The organism is Marinitenerispora sediminis, from assembly GCF_003336425.1.
Lineage (GTDB): Bacteria > Actinomycetota > Actinomycetes > Streptosporangiales > Streptosporangiaceae > Marinitenerispora > Marinitenerispora sediminis.
In genome coordinates, this window is the sequence record NZ_QEIO01000094.1 from 1 (window position 1) to 21,371 (window position 21,371).

Here is a 21,371-nt window from a genome sequence, read left to right on the forward strand (position 1 = left end):
TCCGCCCCCCGTCGGCGCGCTGGCCGCGCTCGTGGTCGTAGCGCCCGTAGGCGTCGACGATCGCGCTGACCAGCTTGTGCCGGACGACGTCCTGGCTGGTCAGCCTGCAGAACCCGATGTCGTCGATACCGTCGAGGATGCGCTCGATGGTGCCCAGCCCGCTGTCCTGGCCTCCCGGCAGGTCCACCTGGGTGATGTCGCCGGTCACCACGATCTTGGAGCCGAAGCCGAGCCGGGTGAGGAACATCTTCATCTGCTCGGGCGAGGTGTTCTGCGCCTCGTCCAGCAGGATGAAGGAGTCGTTGAGGGTGCGGCCCCGCATGTACGCCAGCGGCGCGACCTCGATGGTCCCGGCAGCCATGAGCTTGGGGATGGAGTCGGGGTCGAGCATGTCGTGCAGCGCGTCGTAGAGGGGGCGCAGGTACGGGTCGATCTTCTCGTAGAGCGTGCCCGGCAGGAAGCCGAGCCGCTCGCCGGCCTCCACCGCGGGCCGGGTGAGGATGATCCGGTTCACCTGCTTGGCCTGCAGCGCCTTGACCGCCTTGGCCATCGCCAGGTAGGTCTTGCCGGTGCCGGCCGGTCCGATGCCGAAGACGATGGTGTGCCGGTCGATCTGGTCGACGTAGCGCTTCTGGTTCAGCGTCTTGGGGCGGATGGTGCGGCCGCGCGCCGACAGGATGTTCATCGTCAGCACGTCGGCCGGCCGCTCGCCGTCGCCCGGCGTCCGCAGCATTCCGAGGGTGCGGTCGATGGCGTCGGGGGTGACCTGGGTGCCGTTCTGGACGAGCTCCAGGAGCTCCTCGATCAGCCGCACGACCAGCGACGTCTCCTCGGGGCTGCCACTGACGGTGATCTCGTTGCCGCGGACGTGGATGTCGCTGTCGAAGGAGCGCTCGACGACGCGCAGCAGTTCGTCACGTGATCCCAGCAGGTTCACCATCATGTGCTCTTCGGGCACGACGACCTTGACCTGCGTGCTTTGTCTCGTTGATTCGACCATGATGTGGCCTTGCGGCCGTCTCGCCCCTGCCTTTCGAGATCCAGTGAGTCACGGGGTCGCCACGTGGACGATGTCGCTTATGACGTGAATTCTAGCAAGTTGACCCAGATCAGCCCGAGGTTTTCGGCCCCGGTGCCGCCGAGCCGGCCTCACCCCGGCGGCCACTCCAGCCCGCGGCCGCCCAGCAGGTGGCCGTGCACGTGGAAGACGGTCTGCCCGGCACCTGGCCCGGTGTTGAACACCAGCCGGAAGCCGTTCGCCGCGACACCCTCCGCCTTGGCGACCTCCTCGGCCGCGACGGCGATCTCGTCCAGCACCCCCCGCCCGGCCCGGCCCGCCGCCGCCGCATCGCGGTAGTGGTCCTTGGGGATGATGAGCACGTGGGTGGGCGCCTGCGGGTTGATGTCGCGGAAGGCGACGGTGCGCTCCCCCTCGCGGACGATCTCTGCGGGCACCTCCCCCGCGACGATCTTGCAGAACAGGCAGTCGGGCTCACGCAAGGCCACCGGTGTCCCCTTCCCTCACCTCTCGCACATCACCTCGGACCACCCCACCATGATGCCGGAGCCGACGGGCGGGTTCCGCACGGAACCGCGGAGGTGGCGGCGGGTCGCGGCCGCCGGCGGGCTCCCGGGGCCGCACTGCGTGATTCGCAGTCCCCAACGATCCGGAAGAATTCCGACAATGCTCCTGCCCTCTTCCCGCCACTCCACCCGGACGGCACCCCTCTCACCACCGGAATCACGAGTTCTCCGGAATTAGAGCTAGAGAAGGGCAACGGCTGGGCCTATAGGGCTATCCTGTTACTTCGCGTGACGTCTCCCGGACTGCCCCTTTTGCGGAGACCGCTGCCCCTTATTACCCACAGCACGAGGTCACACCCCACTGCACGAGGCCGGGGACGCCCGCTTCCCTCCCCGGCCAGGCGTCGGACACCACGACGGAGCGAGAAGAACGGTATGCCCTTTCGTAAACCCGGCGGCAAGGGCGCGCGTCCTACCGACGTGACTGAAACCATGGTGGCGGATGCTTCCGCGGCGACGGTGTCGGTCGGGTGGGACGCCGACCAGGCGGTGACGCAGCTGTACAGCGCGCACTACCGGCCGCTGGTCCGGCTCGCGGCGCTGCTCGTCCGGGACTTCGCGACGGCCGAGGAGGTCGTGCAGGACGCGTTCGTCGCCATGCACGGCGCCTGGCGGCGGCTGCGGGACCCGAACAAGGCGCTCTCCTACCTGCGGCAGTCGGTGGTGAACCGGGCCCGCTCGGTGCTCCGGCACCGGGCGGTGGTGGAGAAGCACGCACCCAAGGCCCTGCCCGACGCGCCCAGCGCCGAGCACGGCGCCCTGGGCGAGTTGGAGCGCGCCGCGGTGATCGATGCGCTGCGGACGCTGCCCACCCGGCAGCGCGAGGCCATCGTGCTCCGCTACTACGCAGACCTTTCCGAGGCTCAGATCGCCGACGCCATGGGCATCAGTCGCGGCGCCGTCAAGAGCCACACGGCGCGCGGAATCGCCGCGCTCCGCTCGGTTCTGGAGCGAACGACATGACCGATCCATTCGATGACGGCCTGGAACGGCGGCTCCGCGACGCACTGCGCGCCGAAGCCGACTCCGTCCAGCCCTCGCCCGCCGCGCTCGACCGCATCCGCACCCGGACGCAGCGCAGCCGCCCGTTCTGGTTCGGCGGGGTCTGGCTGCGCCCGACCCTCGCGGTGACCGCCGCCGCGCTGATCGTCGGCTCCGTGCTGCTCGGCACGCCGCAGTTCCGCGACCAGGTCCTGCCCGACTCCTTCACCACCGCCTCCGAGGACGACGCCCCGCCGCCGGGCTCGGGTCCCGCGAACGCGGGCGACCAGCTCGACGCGCCGGCCGCCTCGGGTGCGAGCCCGGACCGGCCCCTGGGACCGGCGGCCTCCTCCGCGCCCGAGGCGCAGGGCGGCGACCCGATGAGCGGCCCCGAGGCGGCCTCCCGCTGCCCCAGCGCGCCGCCGTCCGAGGAGCGCAGCCCCACGGCGTCGGCCGACGACGACACCCCCGCCGAGAACGACGCGGACCCCGCGTGCGTGCCGTCGCCGCAGCCCTCCGAGCCCGGCGACACCGACCCGAGCGACGACGGCTCCGAGCCCGGTGACGGAGGCGACGGCGGCCCCGGCAGCCCCACCGCGCCGCCCGAGGACCCGCCCGAGCCGAGCGAGCCGCCCGCGGACGGCACCGACAGCGCGAGCGCGCTGCAGTGATCGCGCGCTGAACGAACGGCCCAGACCTTGCTCCCGCGGTGCGGCCGTGCCCGCGTGGCCGGCCGCACCGCGCCTCGATCGCTGATGGGGGCGTCGCGGCTGCGGCCGGTCACCACCGTCCGCAGCGGGCCTGCAGCACGGCGAGCGCCGCCACCCCGGCGGTCGAGGTGCGCAGCACGCTCGGGCCGAGCAGCGCCCGCACGGCACCCGCACGGTCGAAGGCCGCGAGTTCGGCGTCCGTGAAGCCGCCCTCGGGGCCCACCACCAGCACGATCTCGGCGTCGGCCCCGCCGGCCGCCACCGTGTCGGGCAGCGGGAGGGAGGAGAGCCGCCGGTCGGTCTCCTCGTGCAGCACGATGCCGAGCGTCGCCGCGCCGAGCAGCGCCGCCACCTGGCCCGTGGCCGTCGGCTCCGTGACCTCGGGCACGCGGCTGCGGCGCGCCTGCTTGGCGGCCTCGCGCGCCGCCGAACGCCACCGGCCCAGCGACTTGGCGACGCGGTCGGGCTTCCATCGGGTCACGCAGCGATCGGCCGACCACGGGACGATCGCGTCCACCCCGGCCTCGGTCATGACCTCCACCGCGAGCTCGCCGCGGTCGCCCTTGGGCAGCGCCTGCACCACCGTCATGCGCGGCGCCGGCGCCGGCTCGCGGTGCCGCTCCTCGATGGCGAACGCGACCGTGTCCCGGCCCACATCGGTGACCACGCACCGGGCCCGGGTCCCGGCCCCGTCCGCGAGGTCGACGGTCTCGCCCACCCGCAGCCGCCGCACCGTGGCGGCGTGCCGTCCCTCGGGGCCGGCGAGCACCACCCGGTCGTGGTCCAGATCACCGGACCCGGTCAGGAACACCGGCGGTGTCACGGTCTCCTCCTTGCCACCGACCCGCACGACGAAGGCCGGACACCTGGCGCGTGCTGTGCTTTCCGTACACACAGCGTCGTCCGTACCCGCAACGGACGCTGTGCTGTCCGTACACGCAACGGACGCTGTGCTGTCCGTACCCGCAACGGACGCTGTACCCCCACGCGTGACGGCCGGATCCGCACCGCCCGGTAGGAGCGGCGGATCCGGCCGTCACCGCGACCGTCGGGCGGTGGGGGACCGCCGGACCCGTCACCGCGAGCCGTTGAAGGCGTCCCGCAGCCGCGAGAAGAAGTTGCCGTGCCCCGGGCTGAACTTGCCGGGCGGGTGGTCCTCCCCGCGCAGCTCCGCGAACTTGCGCAGCAGCGCCTCCTGCTCCTCGTCGAGCTTGTTCGGCGTCTCCACGTTGACCCGGATCAGCAGGTCGCCGCGTCCCGGGGCGTTGAGGTGCCGGGTGCCGCGCCCGTCGAGCGTGATGACGTGGCCCGAGTTGGTGCCCGGACGGAGGTCGATCTCCTCGTTGCCGTCGAGGGTCTCGATGGTCAGCGACGCGCCCAGCGCCGCCGCCGTCATGGGAACGGCGACGGTGCAGTGCAGGTCGTCGCCGCGGCGCTCGAACAGCGGATGCGGACGCTGCACCACCTCCAGGAAGATGTCCCCGCGCGGACCGCCGTTCGGGCCGATCTCGCCCTCGCCCGCGAGCTGGATCTGGGTGCCGTCCTCGACACCCGCCGGAATCTGCACCTTGCGGGTGACGGTCTCGCGGACCCGCCCCTCTCCGGCGCAGTCCGGGCAGGGGTTGCGGATGACGGTGCCCTGCCCCGCGCACTGCGGGCACGGCCGGGTCGTCATGACCTGGCCGAGGAACGAGCGCGCCACCTCGGAGATCTCGCCACGGCCGGAGCACATATCGCAGGTCTCCCGGTGGCTGCCCTTCGCGGTGCCCTCGCCCTGGCAGGTGTCGCACAGCACCGCGGTCGGGAACGTGACGTCCTTCGTCACGCCGAACGCCGTCTCCGCGAGGTCCAGTTCGATGCGCACCTTGATGCTGCGCCCGCGCCGCACCCGGTCGCGGGCTCCGCGCCGGCCGGTGGCACCGCCGCCGAAGAAGGCGTTGACGATGTCGTCGAACGGGAACCCGGCGTTGCCGAAGCCGCCGGGGCCGCCGCCCGCTCCGCCCGCGGGGGCGAACGGGTCCACGCCCATGTCGAACATCCGGCGCTTCTCCGGGTCCGACAGCACCTCGTAGGCCTGCGTGACCTCCTTGAAGCGCTCCTGGGTGACGGGATCGGGGTTGACGTCGGGGTGGAGTTCGCGCGCCAGGCGGCGGTATGCCTTCTTGACCTCGTCCTTGGACGCGTCGCGACGCACCCCGAGGATCTCGTAGTAGTCCCTGGACACTTACTGCCCCGCCAAGATCTGACCGACGTATCTTGCCACTGCGCGTACCGCTCCCATCGTTCCGGGATAGTCCATTCGAGTCGGGCCGACCACGCCGAGTTTCGCCAGCGAACGGTCACCGATGCCGTAGCCCGCGGACACGATCGAGGTCGACTGCAGGCCCTCGTGGGAGTTCTCCGCGCCGATGCGCACCGTGAGCATGGAGGGGTCTCCCGCCTCACCGAGCAAACGGATGAGCACGACGTTTTCTTCCAGCGCCTCCAGCACGCCGCGGAGGCTGGCGGAGAAGTCCACGGCCGCGAGGTTGGCGGTCCCGCCGAGCACGATCTTCTCGTCGTGCTTCTCCACGAGGCTCTCCAGCAGCACCGACAGCACCGACGCGGCCAGCATCCGGTCCTCCGCCGGCAGCCGGCCGGGGAGGTCGGAGACCGCCGGGGGGACCTCGGTCAGCCATCTGCCGACCAGCGCCTGGTTGAGCACCGTGCGCAGGTTCTCGACGGAGTCGTCGGTGACCTCGTCGAGCCCGTCGATGACCCGCTGCTCGACCCGGCCGGTGTTGGTGATGAGGACCATCATGACCCGCTGCGAACCGAGCGGCACGAGCTCGACGTGCTGCACCGAGGACCGGGTCAGCGACGGGTACTGCACGATGGCGACCTGCCGGGTCAGCTGTGCCAGCAGCCGGACGGTGCGCGCCACGATCTCGTCGAGGTCGACGGCGCCGGACAGGAAGGTCTCGATCGCCCGCCGTTCGGCGCCCGACAGGGGTTTGACCGTGGACAGCCGGTCGACGAAGAGCCGGTATCCCTTGTCCGTGGGGACCCGGCCGGCGCTGGTGTGCGGTTGGGCGATGTAGCCCTCTTCTTCGAGGGCCACCATGTCGTTGCGGATCGTCGCCGGCGAGACGCCGAGGCCGTGCCGGTCGACGAGTGCCTTCGAACCCACAGGCTCGTTCGTGGACACGTAGTCCTCGACGATGGCACGCAGCACCGCGAGCTTTCGGTCGTCGAGCACGCGCTCACCTCCTGGCACTCCGTGGTCTTAAGTGCTAATTCTATGCGGCTCCGTCGACGCGCTCCCACTCCTGGCCGGGCGGGGTCCCGTCCTAGGGTGTTCCCCGGAATCGGGTCTCCGTCTCGCACCACGGACGTCGGGGCCGGAGGGAGCGGGGTCGGCTGATCCTTTCATGGTGGACCGGCACGCTTCGTTCCGCCAGATCACGAGCCCGTGACGATCCGGCGGCGCCCGCGGGCCCCTGGGCCCGCGATTCCCACCTCCGCCGGGCGCCGCCGGGCCGGCGCGGCCGCTCGCCACTACAATCCCAGGCCGTGGGCACTGACTCCGGTAACAGGTACGGTCGCGACGTCCTCGCGGGCGACTGGCGGCGGCCCCGCAGGGGCCGGGTACGCGAGATCCCCGCTGAGCCGGGGCTCGTGGTGGAGTCCGCGGACGAGGGGTTCTGCGGCGCCGTCGTCAGCGCGGACAAGGGCACGGTGACCCTGGAGGACCGGCACGGCCGGCTCCGGGTGTTCGACCTCGTCCCCGCCGCGTTCCTCGTCGACGGCGAGCCCGTGACCCTCACCCGGCCCGCGCCGGCCGGCCCGGCCCGGCCGGCGCGCAGCGCCTCCGGGTCCATCGCGGTGCGCGGGCTGCGCTCCCGGGTCGCCCGGGAGAGCCGCATCTACGTCGAGGGAGTGCACGACGCCGAGCTCGTTGAGCGGGTCTGGGGCCACGACCTGCGGGTGGAGGGGGTCGTGGTGGAGTACCTGGAGGGCGTGGACCGGCTGCCGGAGATCGTCGCTGACTTCGCCCCGGGACCGGGGCGGCGGCTCGGTGTCCTCGTCGACCACCTGGTCCCCGGCTCCAAGGAGAGCCGGATCGCCCAGCGGGTCGCCGCGCCGCACGTGCTGGTGCTCGGCCACCCGTTCGTCGACGTGTGGGCCGCGGTGAAGCCGGCGGCGGTGGGCATCGCCAGCTGGCCGGACGTGCCGCGCGGCCTGCCGTGGAAGGAGGGCGTCGTCGAGGCGCTGGGATGGCCGGCGGACACCGGCGCGGCCTGGCGGCGCATCCTCGGATCGGTGCGTTCCTTCACCGACCTGGAACCGGAGCTGCTGGGACGCGTCGAAGAACTGATCGACTTCGTCACGGCCCCGCACACGGGCGGGGACTAGGGTCGGTCGGGTGGGTCGCGTCCGCGCCGGGGCGCCGGCAGCGGGGCCGCGATGCCGCACGGCGGGAGGAGCACCCGCCGGACGGGACCGGCCGCCGGCGGCGCGGCCCGCGCGGGCGGCGCACCACCCGGGAGGGCCCGCACCGGGCGCCGCTCCCGTGAGAGCCCACGTACTATCCGCCCCATCGCAACCGGCACAGCCAAGGGACACCATGAGCGAGACACCGCCCAACCAGCCATCGCCCCAGGATCCGCCCTCTGGTGGCCAGCCCGGCTACGGGCGGGCGGACGCCGGCGGCCCGCCCGCTCCGCCCTGGCCCCCGTCCGGGGAGCCGTCCGGCCGGCCGGACGCGCCGTGGCCCGCGGGGCCGCCCACCGGCGGCCAGCCAGCGCACCCGGGGTACGGTCCGCCGGCCGGCCCGCCGCCGCCCGCGCCCGGCTACGACCAGCATTCGGGCGCCCAGCGGCCGCCCGCCGCCCCGCAGCCGCCGGCCGGTTACGGGCCCCCGGGCGCGGGGTATCCGGCCGACCGCGATCAGACCGGTAGCGGCCTGCCGGGCCACGCCCGCCCCACCGGGCAACCCGGCTATCCGGGGCAGCCGTCCCCGCCCGGCGGGCGGCCGCAGTACCCGGGGTACCCGGGAACCGGGCCGCAGCCCGGGTACGGCCCGCCCACCGGCGAGCAGCCCGGACCGGGACTGCCGTACGCGCCGGCCCCGGGCGGCGGGCGCCCGGACGCCGTCGACCAGCCCGGCTACGCCCGGCCGACGGGCGAGCAGCCCGGCTACGCCCGGCCGACGGGCGAGCAGCCCGGACCGGGCGGCTACCCGGGGGCGGGCTTCGGGCCGGGCGGCCGGCCGCCGCAGGCCGCGGAACCGCAGCCCTACCCGCACCCGCCGACGAGCCCGCCGCGGCACGGCGGGGGCGGCTCGGACGAGATCACGTGGTCGATGATCGCGCACCTGTCGGGCGTGATCATGGGATGTGCGGGCTGGCTTCCCGCCCTGGTGGTCTACCTGCTCCGGCGCAACCAGCCGGGCCAGGCCAACCAGCCGTCGTTCGTCCGGCACCACGCGGCCGAGGCGCTGAACTTCCAGCTCACGCTGGTCGTGCCCTACCTCGTGATGTGGGCGGTCTACATCGGCCTGGGCATGTACGCCTACACGCTGTCCTGGATCGGGTCCCTGCTGATCGTCGCCGTCTGGCTGGTCTCGATCGTGTTCGGCATCCTGGCGGCCGTCGGGGTGACCCGGGGGCGCTGGTACCGCTACCCCGTGGCGCTGCGCCTCGTGAAGTGACGACCACCGCCCCGCGGTGGAACCCGCGCGCGGCCGGCGCCGTCCGATCCTTGGACGGTACCGGCCGTTCGCGTTCCGTGACGTCGCCCAGGTAGGTTCGACTGCACCATCGCCGCACGGACCGCGGCCGCGACGTGCCGGAGGAGGGCGCACGGCGCCCGCCACGTCCGCCCCGGCCCGCCTCGGACGAGGGGCCGGGGTCCGTCCGGTGGACTGTCATCCGCCTCCGTACGTCCGTGCTCGACCGCGCGGGCAGGAACACGAGGAAGAGCATGAGCAACCCCTACCCCCAGCCGCCCTACGACGGCGGCCAAGGCCAGCACGGCCAGCCCGGCGGTTACGGCCCGCCGACCGGCGGCGGCCCCGCCTACGGCGGCCAGCCCGGGTACGGCCAGCAGCCGCAGACCGGCGGCCAGCCCGGATACGGCCAGCAGCCCGTCCCCTACGGCCAGCCGGGCTACCAGCAGCAGGGGTACGACCAGGCGGGGTACGACCAGCACGGCTACCAGCAGCAGGGGTACGACCCGCACGGCGAGCCGGGCCTGCGGCCCCGGCCGGGCAGCGACGACCAGATGTGGGGCGTGCTCACCCACGTCGGCGGCATCGTCCTGGGGCTGCTGGGGCCCCTGATCGTCTTCCTCATGAAGAAGGACGAGTCCCCGTGGGTGCGGGCGCAGGCCGTCGAAGCGCTGAACTTCCAGATCACCGCCGCGATCGGGCTGGTCGTCTCCGGGATCCTCATGGTCGTGATCATCGGATTCCTGACCTTCATCGCGGTGTACGCGATGGTGATCATCTTCGGGATCATGGGAACGATGGCCGCCAACCGCGGCGAGCTGTACCGCTACCCGATGTCCATCCGGATGGTGAAGTAGCCGGACGTGCCGGGGCGCCGGCCCGCCGGCTCCCCGGCGCGCCGGCGCGCCGTCAGGTGAGGTCGCGCACCACCGCGTCGGCGAGCAGCCGGCCGCGCAGGGTGAGGACGGCCCGGCCGTGCGCGTGCGCGGCCTCGTCCAGCAGCCCGTCGGCCACCGCCTCCTTCGCCGCCCGCCGGCCGGCGTCGTCCAGCAGGTGCAGCGGGCAGCCCTCCGCGATGCGCAACTCCAGCAGGATCCGCTCGAACCGGCGGTCCGCGGCGTCCAGCACCTCGCGCGCCTGGGCGGGCGTGCCGCCGCCGGCGAGCCGGGCGGCGTAGGCGGCCGGGTGCTTCACGTTCCACCAGCGGGTCCCGCCGACATGGCTGTGCGCGCCGGGGCCGACGCCCCACCAGTCGCCGCCCGTCCAGTAGAGCAGGTTGTGCCGGCTCCGGGCGTCGGGGGCCGCGGCCCAGTTGGAGACCTCGTACCAGCGCAGCCCGGCGGCGCTCAGCAGCTCGTCGGCCATCAGGTAGCGGTCGGCCATGGTGTCGTCGTCCGGCGCGGCGAGCTCACCGCGGCGGACCCGGGCCGCGAGCCGGGTGCCCTCCTCGACGATGAGCGAGTAGGCGGAGACATGGTCGGGCCCCGCGGCGACCGCCGCCCGCAGCGACTCCGCCCAGTCCTCGTCGGTCTCGCCGGGTGTGCCGTAGATGAGGTCGAGGTTGACGTGCTCGAAGCCGGCCTCGCGCGCCCAGGCCACGCACCGCTCCGGCCTGCCGGGGGTGTGCGTGCGGTCCAGCACCGCCAGGACGTGCGGCCGGGCGCTCTGCATTCCGAAGGACACCCGGGTGAACCCGGCGTCGCGCAGCCGGAGCAGGTAGTCGCGGTCCACGGTCTCCGGGTTGGCCTCCGTGGTGACCTCCGCACCGGCCTCCAGGCCGAACTCGGTGTCGACGGCGGCCAGGATGCGCCCCAGGTCCTCGGGCGGCAGCAGGGTCGGCGTGCCGCCCCCGACGAACACCGTCCGCACCGGCACCTCGGCGTCGCCGAGCACCCGGCGCGCGAGCGCGAGTTCGGCCACGGCCTGGCCGGCGTAGGTCTCGCGCGAGGCGGTGGCCGAGCCGTCGCGGGAGCGCAGCTCGTCGGCGGTGTAGGTGTTGAAGTCGCAGTAACCGCACCGGGTCACGCAGAACGGCACGTGCACGTACACGCCGAACGGCCGGGTGCCCGCGCCCTCCAGCGAGTGCGCGGGCAGGGCACCGTCGCGGGGGACGGGGTCGCCGTCGAGAGGCACGGAAGGCATGTCCCCAGTGTCGGTCATCCCGGGCACCGGACGGACCGGTGGGGCGGGCGCCGGTCAGGGCGCCGCCGCTCTACGCGGCATGCCGCCGTGCGGGCTCTCCACCACGAGCGGCGCCGAGCCCTCGGCCAGGAACGGGTGGTCCAGGTAGTGGTCAGCGGGCACCTGCCCGCCGGCGGTCATGGCGGCCGTGTCGCGCAGGACGGCGGCGAGCGCGGCACGGTGCGCGCGGTCGCCGCGTACGCGCAGCGCCCGCCCGGCCGGGTCGGCGTCGATGCGCACCGGGCCTGGCGCATCGCGCACCTCGACGGCGGCCAGCGGGGTGGCGCCCGCCGCGGGGCCGGGATCGGCGGTGCACCGGTCGGCCGCGGTGACGGCCGCGGCGAGCGCGCGCGGGCCACGGGCGGAACCGGCGACGATCACCTCCCGGGACGGTGGGAAGCAGAGGACGCGCAGGGCGGACTCGCGGTCGGCTGGCCGCGGAGTCACACCCGCCCCAGCCGCGCGGTGAGCTTGTCGAACATCCGCTGCCACTCGTCGGCTCTGCCCGGAAGTTCCAGCACGCGGTGCAGCAGGTCCAGGTCGCGGTCGTGGCGGGCGCGGAACGCGGCGGCGAGGTCGATGCCGTGGTCGGGGCGGTGCTCCACCGTGACGGCGTCGCCCGCGGCGAGGCGTCCTTCCTCAAGCACGCGGAGGTAGGCGCCGGTGCGGGCCTCGGCGGTGAACCGCCTCACCCAGGCGGGCTCCTCCACCCAGGCGGCGAACACCGCGCAGGGGACCCGCGGCAGCACCACCTCGAACAGGGCCGTGCCGATCCGCCAGCGCTCGCCGATGACGGCCCGGCTCACCTGGACGCCGTGCGTGGTGAGGTTCTCGCCGAACATGCCGTCGCGCAGCGGACGGCCGAGCACCCGCTCCCAGTGGTCCAGCTCCTCGCGGGCGTAGGCGTACACGGCCTGGTCGGGGCCGCCGTGGTGCGCGCGGTCGGCCTGCTCGTCGCCGGCCAGGCCGAGGGCGCGCACGGCGACCGGCCCCTCGACCGGCCGCTTGTCGATGGCGGTGCGGCGCAGCCGGCCGGCCCAGGCGGCGTCGCGGGCCCGGCCGACGTTGACGGATCGCACGATGGGAGTGGTCATGCGAAGAACGTTAGGGACCCGCTCCGGCGTGCGCCAACTCGCGCTCCGGGCTGTGGACAGCCGGTTCAGCCGACCTGGGCCGAGGAGAGGTCGGCGCGGACCGCTCCGGTGGAGCCGCGCACCACGAGCTCGGGGGCGAACAGGTACTCCGTGCGCGACGCGGCGTGGCCGGCGATCTCGTCGCAGAGCGCACGCACGGCGGCCAGCGCCATGGCCTGGATCGGCTGGCGCACGGTGGTCAGCGGGGGGTCGGTGAAGGCGATCAGCTGGGAGTCGTCGTAGCCGACCACGGAGAAGTCGCGGGGCACCGACAGCCCGCGCTGGCGGGCGGCGCGGACGGCGCCCAGGGCCATGAGGTCGGAGCCGCACACCACGGCGGTGACGCCGCGGTCCAGTAACCGCAGGGCGGCGGCATGCCCGCCCTCGACCCCGAAGAGGGAGAGCTCCACCAAGTCGTCGGTGGGCAGGCCGTTGTCGGCCATGGCCGCCTCGTAGCCCTCCAGCTTGCGGCGCACCGGGACGTAGCGCCGCGGGCCGCTCGTGAACCCGATGCGGGTGTGGCCGAGGGCGGCCAGGTGGTCCACGGCCAGCCTGCTGGCGGCCCGGTCGTCGCAGGAGACGAAGGCGGCCGGGATGCTCGCCGCGAAGCCGTTGACCAGCACGATCGGCAGCCGGCGGGAGACCAGCGTGCGGTAGCGCTCGTGGTCGGCGGTGGTGTCGGCGTGCAGCCCGGAGACGAAGATGATGCCGGAGACGTTGCGCTCCAGCAGCAGCTCGACGTACTCGTCCTCGACGATGCCGCCGGGTGTCTGGGTGCACAGCACCGGCGTGTACCCGTGCTGGGCGAGGGGTCCCTCGGCCGCCTGCGCGAACATCGGGAAGATCGGGTTCTCCAGCTCCGGCACGACCATGCCGACCAGGCCCGCGGAGCGCTGCCTCAGCCGCGCCGGGCGCTCGTAGCCGAGCACGTCCAGCGCGGCCAGCACGGCCTTGCGGGTCTCGGCCCCCACTCCCGGCTTGTCGTTGAGCACCCGGGAGACCGTGGCTTCGCTGACGCCGGCGTGGCGGGCGATGTCGGCAAGTCGTGGGCCCATGGCAGCACTCTAGTCGACGGGCTGTCGCTCCCCTGAAAGAAGTGGGTAATCTTGCGCAAGTGATTTCAGCCTGTCGGCTCGGCTCAGGCGATACGGAGGGATCCCCATGCAGCTCACCCCCCAGCCCGGTACCGCGGCTCCCACCGCCCGAGGTCGGAACTGGTGGCGCGAGGCGGTGATCTACCAGGTCTACGTGCGCAGCTTCGCCGACTCCAACGGCGACGGCGAGGGCGACCTGGAGGGCATCCGGCAGCGGCTGCCCAAACTCGCGGCGCTCGGTGTGGACGCGATCTGGCTGACCCCGTTCTACGTCTCCCCCCTCGCCGACGGCGGATACGACGTGGCCGACTACCGCGACGTCGATCCGCGCTTCGGCACGCTCGCCGACTTCGACGCGCTGCTGGCCGACGCGCACGGCCTCGGCCTGCGGCTCATCATCGACATCGTGCCCAACCACACCTCGTCGGCGCACCGCTGGTTCCGCGAGGCGGTCGCGGCGGAGCCGGGCTCCCCCGAGCGCGAGCGCTACCTCTTCCGTGACGGGAAGGGCCCCGCCGGCGACGAGCCGCCGAACAACTGGAACTCCATCTTCGGCGGGGTCGCGTGGACCCGGCTGAAGCGCCCCGACGGCACCCCCGAGCAGTGGTACCTGCACCTCTTCGACGCCGAGCAGCCCGACCTCAACTGGTCCAACCCCGAGGTCTGGGCGGAGTTCGACGACGTGCTGCGGTTCTGGCTGGACCGCGGGGTGGACGGCTTCCGCATCGACGTGGCGCACGGGATGGTCAAGGACCCGGCGCTGCCCGACATCCTCCCCGGCCAGCAGGCCGGGATGCTCGACGGCCACACCCGGCTGCCCTACTTCGACCAGGACGGCGTCCACGAGATCTACCGGCACTGGCGGCAGATCATCGACGCCTACGACGACCGCGCCATGGTCGCCGAGGCGTGGGTGGAGGAGGCGTCCCGCGTGGCGCGCTACCTGCGGGCCGACGAGCTGCACCAGGCGTTCAACTTCGAGTACCTGACCGCCCCGTGGAAGGCGGGCGCGCTGCGCGACGTGGTGGAGGCGTCGCTGGCCGCCAACGGCGCGGTCGGCGCCCCGACCACCTGGGTGCTGTCCAACCACGACGTCACCCGGCACGTCACCCGGTTCGGCGGCGGCGAGCTCGGGACCCGGCGGGCGCGGGCCGCCACCCTGCTGATGCTGGCGCTGCCCGGCTCCGCCTACCTCTACCAGGGCGAGGAGCTGGGGCTGCCCGAGGTGACCGACCTGCCCGAGGAGACGCTGCAGGACCCCACCTGGGAACGCTCCGGGCGTACCGAGCGCGGCCGCGACGGCTGCCGGGTGCCGCTGCCGTGGGAGGGCAGCGAGCCGCCGTTCGGGTTCGGGCCGCCGGACAGCCGGCCGTGGCTGCCGGTACCCGCGGAGTGGCGGACGCTGTCCCGCGCGGCGCAGGAGGCCGACCCCGGCTCCACGCTGTCGCTGTACACCGCCGCGCTGCACCTGCGCCGCGAGCTGGAGGCGCTCGGCGACGGCACGCTCACCTGGCTGGACGCGCCCGAAGACGTCCTGTGGTTCGGCCGCGAGCCCGGTTTCGGCTGCGCGGTCAACCTGGGCGACACTCCGGTCCGGCTGCCGCTGGAGGGCAAGGTGCTGCTGTCCAGCGGCCCGGTGAGCGCGCAGGACGGCACGCTGACGCTGCCGCCGGACACCGCGGTGTGGCTGGGAGCCTGACCCGGACCGGCCGGGGCGGCGGCCGCCGCCCCGGCCCGAGGGCTACTTCTTCTTGTCCTTCTCGCCGGCGGGCTCCGTGGACAGCGCCGAGATGAACGCCTCCTGCGGGACCTCCACCCGGCCCACCATCTTCATGCGCTTCTTGCCCTCCTTCTGCTTCTCCAGCAGCTTGCGCTTGCGGCTGATGTCGCCGCCGTAGCACTTGGAGAGCACGTCCTTGCGGATGGCGCGGATGTTCTCACGGGCGATCACCCGGGAACCGATGGCGGCCTGGACCGGCACCTCGAACTGCTGCCGCGGGATGAGCTCGCGCAGCTTCTTGGTCATCTCCACGCCGTAGGAGTACGCCTTGTCCTTGTGCACGATCGCGGAGAAGGCGTCGACCGTCTCGCCCTGGAGCAGGATGTCCACCTTCACGAGGTCGGCCGCCTGGTCTCCGGACGGCTCGTAGTCCAGCGACGCGTACCCCTTCGTCCGGGACTTGAGCTGGTCGAAGAAGTCGAACACGATCTCGGCGAGCGGCAGCGTGTAGCGCATCTCCACGCGGTCCTCGGACAGGTAGTCCATGCCCAGGAGCACGCCGCGGCGGGCCTGGCACAGCTCCATGATCGGCCCGACGTAGTCGGCGGGCGCGAGCAGTGTGCCCCGGACCACCGGCTCGCGGACCTCGGCGATCTTGCCGGCCGGGAACTCGCTCGGGTTGGTGACCGTGTGCTCCTCGCCGTTCTCCATGGCGACCTGGTACACGACGTTGGGTGCGGTGGAGATGAGGTCGAGGTTGAACTCGCGCTCCAGCCGGGCCCGGGTGATCTCCAGGTGCAGCAGGCCGAGGAAGCCGCACCGGAAGCCGAAGCCGAGCGCGGCAGAGGTCTCGGGTTCGAAGACCAGCGCGGCGTCGTTCAGCTGGAGCTTCTCCAGCGCGTCGCGCAGCACCGGGTAGTCGGTGCCCTCGATCGGGTAGAGGCCCGAGAACACCATGGGCTTGGGGTCCTGGTACCCGGACAGCATCTCGGTGGCGCCTTTGACGGCGGAGGTGACGGTGTCGCCCACCCGCGACTGGCGGACGTCCTTCACACCGGTGATGAGGTAGCCGACCTCGCCGACCCCGAGCCCCTCGACCCGGGTGGGCTCCGGCGAGATGACCCCGACCTCCAGCATCTCGTGCGTGGCTCCGGTGGACATCATCGCGATGCGCTCGCGGGTGCCGAGCTGGCCGTCGACCACCCGCACGTAGGTGACCACGCCGCGGTAGGTGTCGTAGACGGAGTCGAAGATCATCGCGCGGGCGGGCGCGTCGGCGTCGCCGACCGGCGGCGGTACCCGGCGGACGATCTCGTTCAGCAGCTCCGCCACGCCCTCGCCCGTCTTGGCGCTGACCCGGAGCACCTCGGAGGGGTCGCAGCCGATGATGTTGGCGAGCTCCGCGGCGTACTTCTCGGGCTGCGCGGCCGGAAGGTCGATCTTGTTGAGCACCGGGACGACGGCGAGGTCGTTCTCCAGCGCGAGGTAGAGGTTGGCGAGGGTCTGCGCCTCGATGCCCTGGGCCGCGTCCACGAGCAGGACGGCGCCCTCGCAGGCGGCCAGGGAGCGGGAGACCTCGTAGCTGAAGTCGACGTGGCCGGGGGTGTCGATGAGGTTGAGCACGTAGCTCGCGTCGTCGACCGCGGTGAACGGCAGTCGGACGGCCTGCGACTTGATCGTGATGCCGCGCTCGCGCTCGATGTCCATCCGGTCGAGGTACTGCGCGCGCATCTGGCGGTCCTCGACGACGCCGGTCAGCTGCAGCATGCGGTCGGCCAGGGTCGACTTGCCATGGTCGATGTGCGCGATGATGCAGAAGTTTCGGATCAGCGCGGGATCGGTCCGGTTTGGCTGTGGCACCGTGGTCCGTTCACATTTCTCGAAGCGGGCTAGGGGCGAGCCGCTGCGGCGGTGGCGCGGCGTTCCCGGGGTAACGCCTCCATGGTCCCATGGCGCCCGCCGGGCCGGTACCACGGGAGACAATGGCCCGAGGCACGCCAGGGCACGCACCAAGGCTACGCGACGCCGGGAGAGGCGGGAGACGTCGGTGAAATGGCTACTGCAACGCATCCTCGCAGGTCTGGCAGCCATCGCGGTGGTGGCGACAGGCGCCGGCGCGCTGCTGGGCATGCAGTACTCGGGCGACCCCGCGCCCTGGGCGGCCTCCACCGGCGACGACGCCGCCTGGCTCGGCAACGCCTGGGTCAACGGTGACCGCGACGAGCGCGACGTCGCGGCGCTGCTGCCGCGGCTGCGCGAGGCCGGCTTCGCCGACCTCTACGTGCACGCCGGCGACATCGGGCCGGAGGGGACGGTGGACCCCGCGGGCTACGCCGCGGCCGACCGGTTCCTCGGCGCGCTGCGCCGCGAACTGCCCGAGACGCGGGTGCTCGGCTGGCTGAGTTCCACGGCGTCCGGGTCCTCGCTGGTCGCCGACCGGATCGACCCGGCGGGCCGCGCAGCGCTCGCCGCGGCGGCCGGCGACATGGTCGACGCCGGGTTCGACGGGGTGCACTACGCCGTGTACCCGGTCTCCTCCAACGACCCGACCCTGCCGGACCTGCTGGAGCGGACCAGGGAGGAGGCCGGACCGGACGCGGTGCTCTCGGTGGACGCCCAGCAGGTGGAGCTGATCCCCGGGCTCCGGCTGCCGGTGCACCTGGTGGCGCGCGGCGAGCGGTACTGGTCGGTGGGCTACCTGCGGCGGGTCGCGGAGCAGGCCGACCAGGTGGTGATCCGGGGCCACGGCACCGGGATGCCGATCGAGTCGCTGTACGGCGGTTTCATGGTCCGCCAGGCCGAGCTCGGGCTGGAGGCAGTGCCCGAGGAGGTGACACTGCGCTTCGGGGTCCCCTCCTACGACCACGAGGGGTGGGGCGAGGCGTCCTCGGCAGAGTCCGTCGCCACGGCGGCGCGGGCGGTGCGCCTCGGGCTGACCGGCTCCGGCGAGCGGCGGGAGTCGGTCGGCATGGCCGTCTACGTGCTCGACGACACCAGCGAGGAGAACTGGGAGGCGTTCCGGGACGGCTGGCTGGCGCCCGGGCGCTGACCGGGCCGGCCGGGCCTCGGCACGGGCGGACGTGTCGGCGGCGGGCGCGAGCACTCCTCCGGCCGTTGCATAATGGAGCTCCGTGTCTCGGACGTTCCACGTTCGGTTTGAGCCCTTCGGACTCACACACCTGGCGCCGGCGCGTCCGCCCGTCCCGCGGATCGGCTGCCCGCGGGTCGCGGCCCACGTCCACCGGCGTACTGATCAGAAGCAACTGGAGCACGTTTTCGCATGGCGAACATCAAGTCGCAGAAGAAGCGCAACCGGCAGAACGAGAAGCGCCGCCTGCGCAACAAGGCGGTGAAGTCGTCGCTGAAGACGGCCATCCGCAAGTTCCGCGAGGCTGCCGAGGCCGGGAACACCGAGCAGGCCGTCGTCCTCCAGCGCGCTGCCGCCCGCCAGCTCGACAAGGCCGTGAGCAAGGGCGTCATCCACCGGAACCAGGCCGCCAACCGCAAGTCCGCCATCGCGCGGCGCGCGCACGCGCTGACCGAGAGCGCCTGAGTCCGGACCCGTTCCGCTTCCGGTCCCGTCGGCTCCGCCGGCGGGACCGTTCGCGTTCCCGGACCCGGAGCTGCGGCCCGGCCCCGCCTCGAGCCGGCGCGGGCCGCCCGCGTTCCCCGGCTCGGTCTGCGCCGCGCGCCCCGGTAGCATCGGCGTGCCGTCCCCGATCCGGGAACGGCGCCGCGACCGCCCGACCGCACGAGCGCGCACGCCGCCCGCGCCTCCGCCCGGCCGACCGCCCCTCGGCGACACGGCGCGCGCACCGCCACTCGCCCGTGCCCCCGGCTACTGTTGTGGCGCGTGGAGTACCGCCCCCTGCGCCTCTCCCTGTGGGACGATCCCGAACTCCGCGGCGAGCTGGTGTCCTGGGTCGCGCAGCACGTCGCGGCGCGCGGCGCCCGGCTGCTCGCCGATCCGCCCCAGGTGCGGATCCGGCCGTGGTCGACCACGGCGCGGTTCGCCTGCACCGGCGGGCCGGTCTGGTTCAAGGCGAACGCGCCGGGCGGCGAGTTCGAGGCCGCACTCGCCGGCGCCCTCTGCGCCTGGGCCCCCGGCTGGGTGGCGCCCCCGCCGGCGGTGGACGCCGGACGCGGCTGGACGCGGCTGGACGCTGCTGTCCGGCGCCGGCCGCCCCCTGCGCGACCACATCGCCGCGCCCGACGACGTCCCCGCGTGGGAGGCGATGCTGGCCGCCTATGCGCGCCTGCAGCGCTCCCTGGCCCGCCGGGTCTCCGACCTCCTCGGCCTCGGCGTCCCCGACCTCCGCCCGGCCGCGCTCGGCGGCCGGCTGGACGCCTTCCTCGACAATCCGGCGGTGGCGCAGGCTCTGGGAGCCGACCGCGCCACCCTGCTGAAGCAGCGCCCCGAGTTCGACACCCTCTGCGGCCTCCTCGCCGGCTCCGCGGTCCCGGCGTCCCTCGACCACGCCGACCTGCATATCGGCAACGTCCTCGTACTCGACGGCGGCTACCGGTTCGTCGACTGGGGCGACTCCGGCGTCGCGCATCCGTTCACGAGCCTCCTGGCCCCCCTGCGAACGGCCCGCTCCTTCGGCGCCGACCACCGCCAGCTGGACCGCCTGCGCGCGGCCTTCCTGGAACCCTGGACGGCGGACCGCCCGCGGAGCGAACTCGGCGAGGAACTGCGCCTCGCCCTGTCCCTGGCCCCGATCGGCCGCGCCCTCTCCTGGTCCCGCGTCTTTCCCGAGCTCCGCCCGGCGGTCCGCCACGAACACCTGCTCCAGGTGGCCCGCTGGCTCCGCACCCTCCTCGACGGCGGCGACCCGCTGCTGTAGCCGCCCCCGGGCGCGCCGGCACCCGGCGGTCCGGCGGCGGCCGCGACGGGGGTGGCAGACCGCGGGTGAGGACGCTGGTCCGCAGGGCCGCCGCTCTGGACGGCGGGGGTTTTCCACAGGGGCGCGAATCGGCCTGCCGGCGGGAGGCGGCGCCGCCTAGCGTGCGGGCATGGCATCGAAGGATCGGGACCCGGGCGGCGACGCCGCGCTACGGCGGCTGCGCGCGCTCACCGGTGGCGACCCGGCGGCGCCGCGGCCGGAGCCCGCACCGCGAGGCGGCGGCGCCGAGGGCGGTTCCGGCAGGGCGGACGGCAGGGCGGACTGCGGGGCGGCGGCGCCCCCGTCCCGGCCGCGGCGTGGCGCCGGCGGTCCGGGGCCGGGGGCCGGCGAGGCGGCGGGGGGCGACCGCCTGCTCGCCGCTGTGCCGACTCCGCCCTACGCCGTCACCGGGCCAGGACCGGTGGCCGCCGAGGGCGGCGCGGAGGCGGGCGGCGGGGCCCGTTCCACCGCGGCACGCCCGCCGGGACCGGTGCGGCCGCGGCGCGCGGCCGGCCCGCCGCCCGGGTACGTCGAGGTCGACGCTGAGGCTCCCGCCGTCCCGTGGCCGCGTTCCTGGCTGGCCCGGCTGCTGGCCGACGACCCGGAGCGGCCGCGCCTGGGCCGCGCGGGCGTGCGGGCGCTCGCCGTGGTGTGCGTCGCGGCCGCGCTCGTGACCTGCTGGTTCCTCCTGCGCTCGCGCGCCGAGCCCGAGAGCGCCCCCCTGCCCCCGGAAGCGGTGCCCTCGGTGGCGGCCGGCGCGGCCCCGACCGCGCCGGCCGCCGCCCCGAGCACAGCGGCCGCACCGGCCGGGGAGATCGTCGTCCACGTGGGCGGCCGGGTGAAGCGTCCCGGCGTGGTCACGCTGCCCGCCGGCTCCCGGGTCGGCGACGCCCTCGACGCCGCCGGAGGAGTCGAGGGCGTCGCCGACACCGGGCTGCTGAACCTGGCTCGGCCGCTGGTGGACGGCGAGCAGGTACTGGTCGGGGTGACCCCGTCTCCCGGTGATCCCGCGGCCGCTCCCGCCGCCGGTCCCGGCACGGGCGGCACGGCCGCCGGGGTGCCGCTGGACCTCAACACGGCCACCGTGGAGCAGCTCGACGCGCTGCCGGGCATCGGGCCGGTGCTGGCGGAGCGGATCGTCGCCCACCGGACCGCCAGCGGCGGCTTCCGGACCATCGAGCAGCTCCAGGACGTCACCGGCATCGGCGAGCGCCGCTTCGCCGAGCTCCGGGACCTGGTGCGGATCGCCGGAGCGGCACCGTGAACCGGCTTCGCCCCCGCACCCCGGCTGCTCCGGTCGCCCCCACGCCGACGGCACTTCACCCGCCACGGCACCAGCGCACTCCCCCGGCCCCTCGCGCCTCTGCCCACC

Annotated in this window: 20 protein-coding genes; 10 read left to right on the plus strand and 10 right to left on the minus strand. The window is 74.0% G+C overall.

Annotated elements, in window-relative coordinates; genetic code table 11:
- Both DEF28_RS17740 and DEF28_RS17745 read right to left on the minus strand, forming a co-directional pair.
- A partial coding sequence (locus DEF28_RS17740; protein WP_147281069.1) for a PhoH family protein occupies positions 1–1,000 on the minus strand: 1,000 nt, incomplete at its 3' end.
- Positions 1,001–1,149: 149 nt separating this feature from the next.
- Positions 1,150–1,500 (minus strand): HIT domain-containing protein, encoded by a 351-nt coding sequence (locus DEF28_RS17745; RefSeq protein WP_114398820.1) that lies wholly within the window; start codon positions 1,498–1,500, stop codon positions 1,150–1,152.
- Between the two features lie 516 nt (positions 1,501–2,016).
- On the opposite strand from DEF28_RS17745, the gene DEF28_RS17750 reads away from it, so the two are divergent.
- Positions 2,017–2,547 (plus strand): SigE family RNA polymerase sigma factor, encoded by a 531-nt coding sequence (locus DEF28_RS17750; RefSeq protein WP_114398806.1) that lies wholly within the window; start codon positions 2,017–2,019, stop codon positions 2,545–2,547.
- Entirely contained in the window at positions 2,544–3,236 is a 693-nt protein-coding gene (locus DEF28_RS17755) for a hypothetical protein (RefSeq protein WP_114398807.1), read from the plus strand. The genes DEF28_RS17750 and DEF28_RS17755 overlap by 4 nt, the downstream gene beginning before the upstream one ends.
- Positions 3,237–3,345: 109 nt before the next feature.
- On the opposite strand, the gene DEF28_RS17760 is transcribed toward DEF28_RS17755, so the two are convergent.
- The 3 genes from DEF28_RS17760 to hrcA form a co-directional block, all read right to left on the minus strand.
- Positions 3,346–4,098 carry a 16S rRNA (uracil(1498)-N(3))-methyltransferase gene (locus DEF28_RS17760; RefSeq protein WP_114398821.1) on the minus strand — a complete coding sequence of 251 codons (753 nt, stop codon included), beginning with the start codon at positions 4,096–4,098 and terminating at the stop codon, positions 3,346–3,348.
- A 252-nt stretch (positions 4,099–4,350) separates the two neighbouring features.
- Positions 4,351–5,499 (minus strand): molecular chaperone DnaJ, encoded by a 1,149-nt coding sequence (dnaJ, locus tag DEF28_RS17765; RefSeq protein WP_114398808.1) that lies wholly within the window; start codon positions 5,497–5,499, stop codon positions 4,351–4,353.
- Entirely contained in the window at positions 5,500–6,513 is a 1,014-nt protein-coding gene (hrcA, locus tag DEF28_RS17770) for a heat-inducible transcriptional repressor HrcA (RefSeq protein ID WP_114398809.1), read from the minus strand. It abuts the gene before it with no gap.
- A gap of 314 nt (positions 6,514–6,827) precedes the next feature.
- On the opposite strand from hrcA, the gene DEF28_RS17775 reads away from it, so the two are divergent.
- The 3 genes from DEF28_RS17775 to DEF28_RS17785 all read left to right on the plus strand — a co-directional run bounded on the left by DEF28_RS17775 (position 6,828) and on the right by DEF28_RS17785 (position 9,842).
- Complete coding sequence (locus DEF28_RS17775) at positions 6,828–7,670, plus strand: DUF3097 domain-containing protein (protein WP_114398810.1); 843 nt, start codon at positions 6,828–6,830, stop codon at positions 7,668–7,670.
- Positions 7,671–7,881: 211 nt separating this feature from the next.
- Positions 7,882–8,967 carry a DUF4870 domain-containing protein gene (locus DEF28_RS28500; protein ID WP_233515377.1) on the plus strand — a complete coding sequence of 362 codons (1,086 nt, stop codon included), beginning with the start codon at positions 7,882–7,884 and terminating at the stop codon, positions 8,965–8,967.
- Between the two features lie 272 nt (positions 8,968–9,239).
- Positions 9,240–9,842 (plus strand): DUF4870 domain-containing protein, encoded by a 603-nt coding sequence (locus DEF28_RS17785; RefSeq protein ID WP_114398811.1) that lies wholly within the window; start codon positions 9,240–9,242, stop codon positions 9,840–9,842.
- A 52-nt stretch (positions 9,843–9,894) separates the two neighbouring features.
- Here the strand turns inward: DEF28_RS17785 and hemW are convergent, their stop codons facing one another.
- The 4 genes from hemW to DEF28_RS17805 form a co-directional block, all read right to left on the minus strand.
- Positions 9,895–11,127: a radical SAM family heme chaperone HemW gene (hemW, locus tag DEF28_RS17790; protein ID WP_114398812.1), complete on the minus strand. Its 1,233-nt coding sequence runs from the start codon at positions 11,125–11,127 to the stop codon at positions 9,895–9,897.
- A 54-nt stretch (positions 11,128–11,181) separates the two neighbouring features.
- The gene (locus tag DEF28_RS17795) at positions 11,182–11,613 is read right to left on the minus strand and encodes an Imm32 family immunity protein (protein WP_114398813.1); all 432 of its coding nucleotides are present in this window, start codon (positions 11,611–11,613) and stop codon (positions 11,182–11,184) included.
- Positions 11,610–12,260 (minus strand): MOSC domain-containing protein, encoded by a 651-nt coding sequence (locus DEF28_RS17800; RefSeq protein WP_114398814.1) that lies wholly within the window; start codon positions 12,258–12,260, stop codon positions 11,610–11,612. The genes DEF28_RS17795 and DEF28_RS17800 overlap by 4 nt, the downstream gene beginning before the upstream one ends.
- Positions 12,261–12,325: 65 nt before the next feature.
- Positions 12,326–13,354 carry a LacI family DNA-binding transcriptional regulator gene (locus tag DEF28_RS17805; protein WP_114398815.1) on the minus strand — a complete coding sequence of 343 codons (1,029 nt, stop codon included), beginning with the start codon at positions 13,352–13,354 and terminating at the stop codon, positions 12,326–12,328.
- Positions 13,355–13,460: 106 nt separating this feature from the next.
- On the opposite strand from DEF28_RS17805, the gene DEF28_RS17810 reads away from it, so the two are divergent.
- Entirely contained in the window at positions 13,461–15,092 is a 1,632-nt protein-coding gene (locus DEF28_RS17810) for a glycoside hydrolase family 13 protein (RefSeq protein WP_114398816.1), read from the plus strand.
- A gap of 42 nt (positions 15,093–15,134) precedes the next feature.
- Here the strand turns inward: DEF28_RS17810 and lepA are convergent, their stop codons facing one another.
- The gene (gene lepA, locus DEF28_RS17815; protein WP_114398817.1) at positions 15,135–16,973 is read right to left on the minus strand and encodes a translation elongation factor 4; all 1,839 of its coding nucleotides are present in this window, start codon (positions 16,971–16,973) and stop codon (positions 15,135–15,137) included.
- A 187-nt stretch (positions 16,974–17,160) separates the two neighbouring features.
- Between lepA and DEF28_RS17820 the strand changes: the two genes are divergently transcribed.
- The 4 genes from DEF28_RS17820 to DEF28_RS17835 all read left to right on the plus strand — a co-directional run bounded on the left by DEF28_RS17820 (position 17,161) and on the right by DEF28_RS17835 (position 21,263).
- Positions 17,161–18,162, plus strand: a complete 1,002-nt coding sequence (locus tag DEF28_RS17820) for a hypothetical protein (protein WP_114398818.1) — start codon at positions 17,161–17,163, stop codon at positions 18,160–18,162.
- A 231-nt stretch (positions 18,163–18,393) separates the two neighbouring features.
- Complete coding sequence (gene rpsT / locus DEF28_RS17825) at positions 18,394–18,666, plus strand: 30S ribosomal protein S20 (RefSeq protein WP_114398819.1); 273 nt, start codon at positions 18,394–18,396, stop codon at positions 18,664–18,666.
- 682 nt (positions 18,667–19,348) lie between these two features.
- Positions 19,349–19,960 (plus strand): phosphotransferase, encoded by a 612-nt coding sequence (locus tag DEF28_RS28985; RefSeq protein WP_325049007.1) that lies wholly within the window; start codon positions 19,349–19,351, stop codon positions 19,958–19,960.
- A gap of 169 nt (positions 19,961–20,129) precedes the next feature.
- Complete coding sequence (locus DEF28_RS17835; RefSeq protein ID WP_114446175.1) at positions 20,130–21,263, plus strand: ComEA family DNA-binding protein; 1,134 nt, start codon at positions 20,130–20,132, stop codon at positions 21,261–21,263.
- The last annotated feature ends 108 nt before the right edge of the window (positions 21,264–21,371 follow it).

What these genes read in the sequence shown, in the direction of transcription:
- DEF28_RS17810 (WP_114398816.1), top strand. Translation starts at nt 13,461, where the DNA reads ATGCAGCTCACCCCCCAGCCCGGTACCGCGGCTCCCACCGCCCGAGGT.
- DEF28_RS17785 (WP_114398811.1), top strand. Translation starts at nt 9,240, where the DNA reads ATGAGCAACCCCTACCCCCAGCCGCCCTACGACGGCGGCCAAGGCCAG.
- DEF28_RS17755 (WP_114398807.1), top strand. Translation starts at nt 2,544, where the DNA reads ATGACCGATCCATTCGATGACGGCCTGGAACGGCGGCTCCGCGACGCA.
- DEF28_RS17750 (WP_114398806.1), top strand. Translation starts at nt 2,017, where the DNA reads ATGGTGGCGGATGCTTCCGCGGCGACGGTGTCGGTCGGGTGGGACGCC.
- DEF28_RS28500 (WP_233515377.1), top strand. Translation starts at nt 7,882, where the DNA reads ATGAGCGAGACACCGCCCAACCAGCCATCGCCCCAGGATCCGCCCTCT.
- DEF28_RS17800 (WP_114398814.1), bottom strand. Translation starts at nt 12,260, where the DNA reads ATGACCACTCCCATCGTGCGATCCGTCAACGTCGGCCGGGCCCGCGAC.
- DEF28_RS17805 (WP_114398815.1), bottom strand. Translation starts at nt 13,354, where the DNA reads ATGGGCCCACGACTTGCCGACATCGCCCGCCACGCCGGCGTCAGCGAA.
- DEF28_RS17835 (WP_114446175.1), top strand. Translation starts at nt 20,130, where the DNA reads ATGGCATCGAAGGATCGGGACCCGGGCGGCGACGCCGCGCTACGGCGG.
- DEF28_RS28985 (WP_325049007.1), top strand. Translation starts at nt 19,349, where the DNA reads ATGCTGGCCGCCTATGCGCGCCTGCAGCGCTCCCTGGCCCGCCGGGTC.
- hemW (WP_114398812.1), bottom strand. Translation starts at nt 11,127, where the DNA reads ATGCCTTCCGTGCCTCTCGACGGCGACCCCGTCCCCCGCGACGGTGCC.
- rpsT (WP_114398819.1), top strand. Translation starts at nt 18,394, where the DNA reads ATGGCGAACATCAAGTCGCAGAAGAAGCGCAACCGGCAGAACGAGAAG.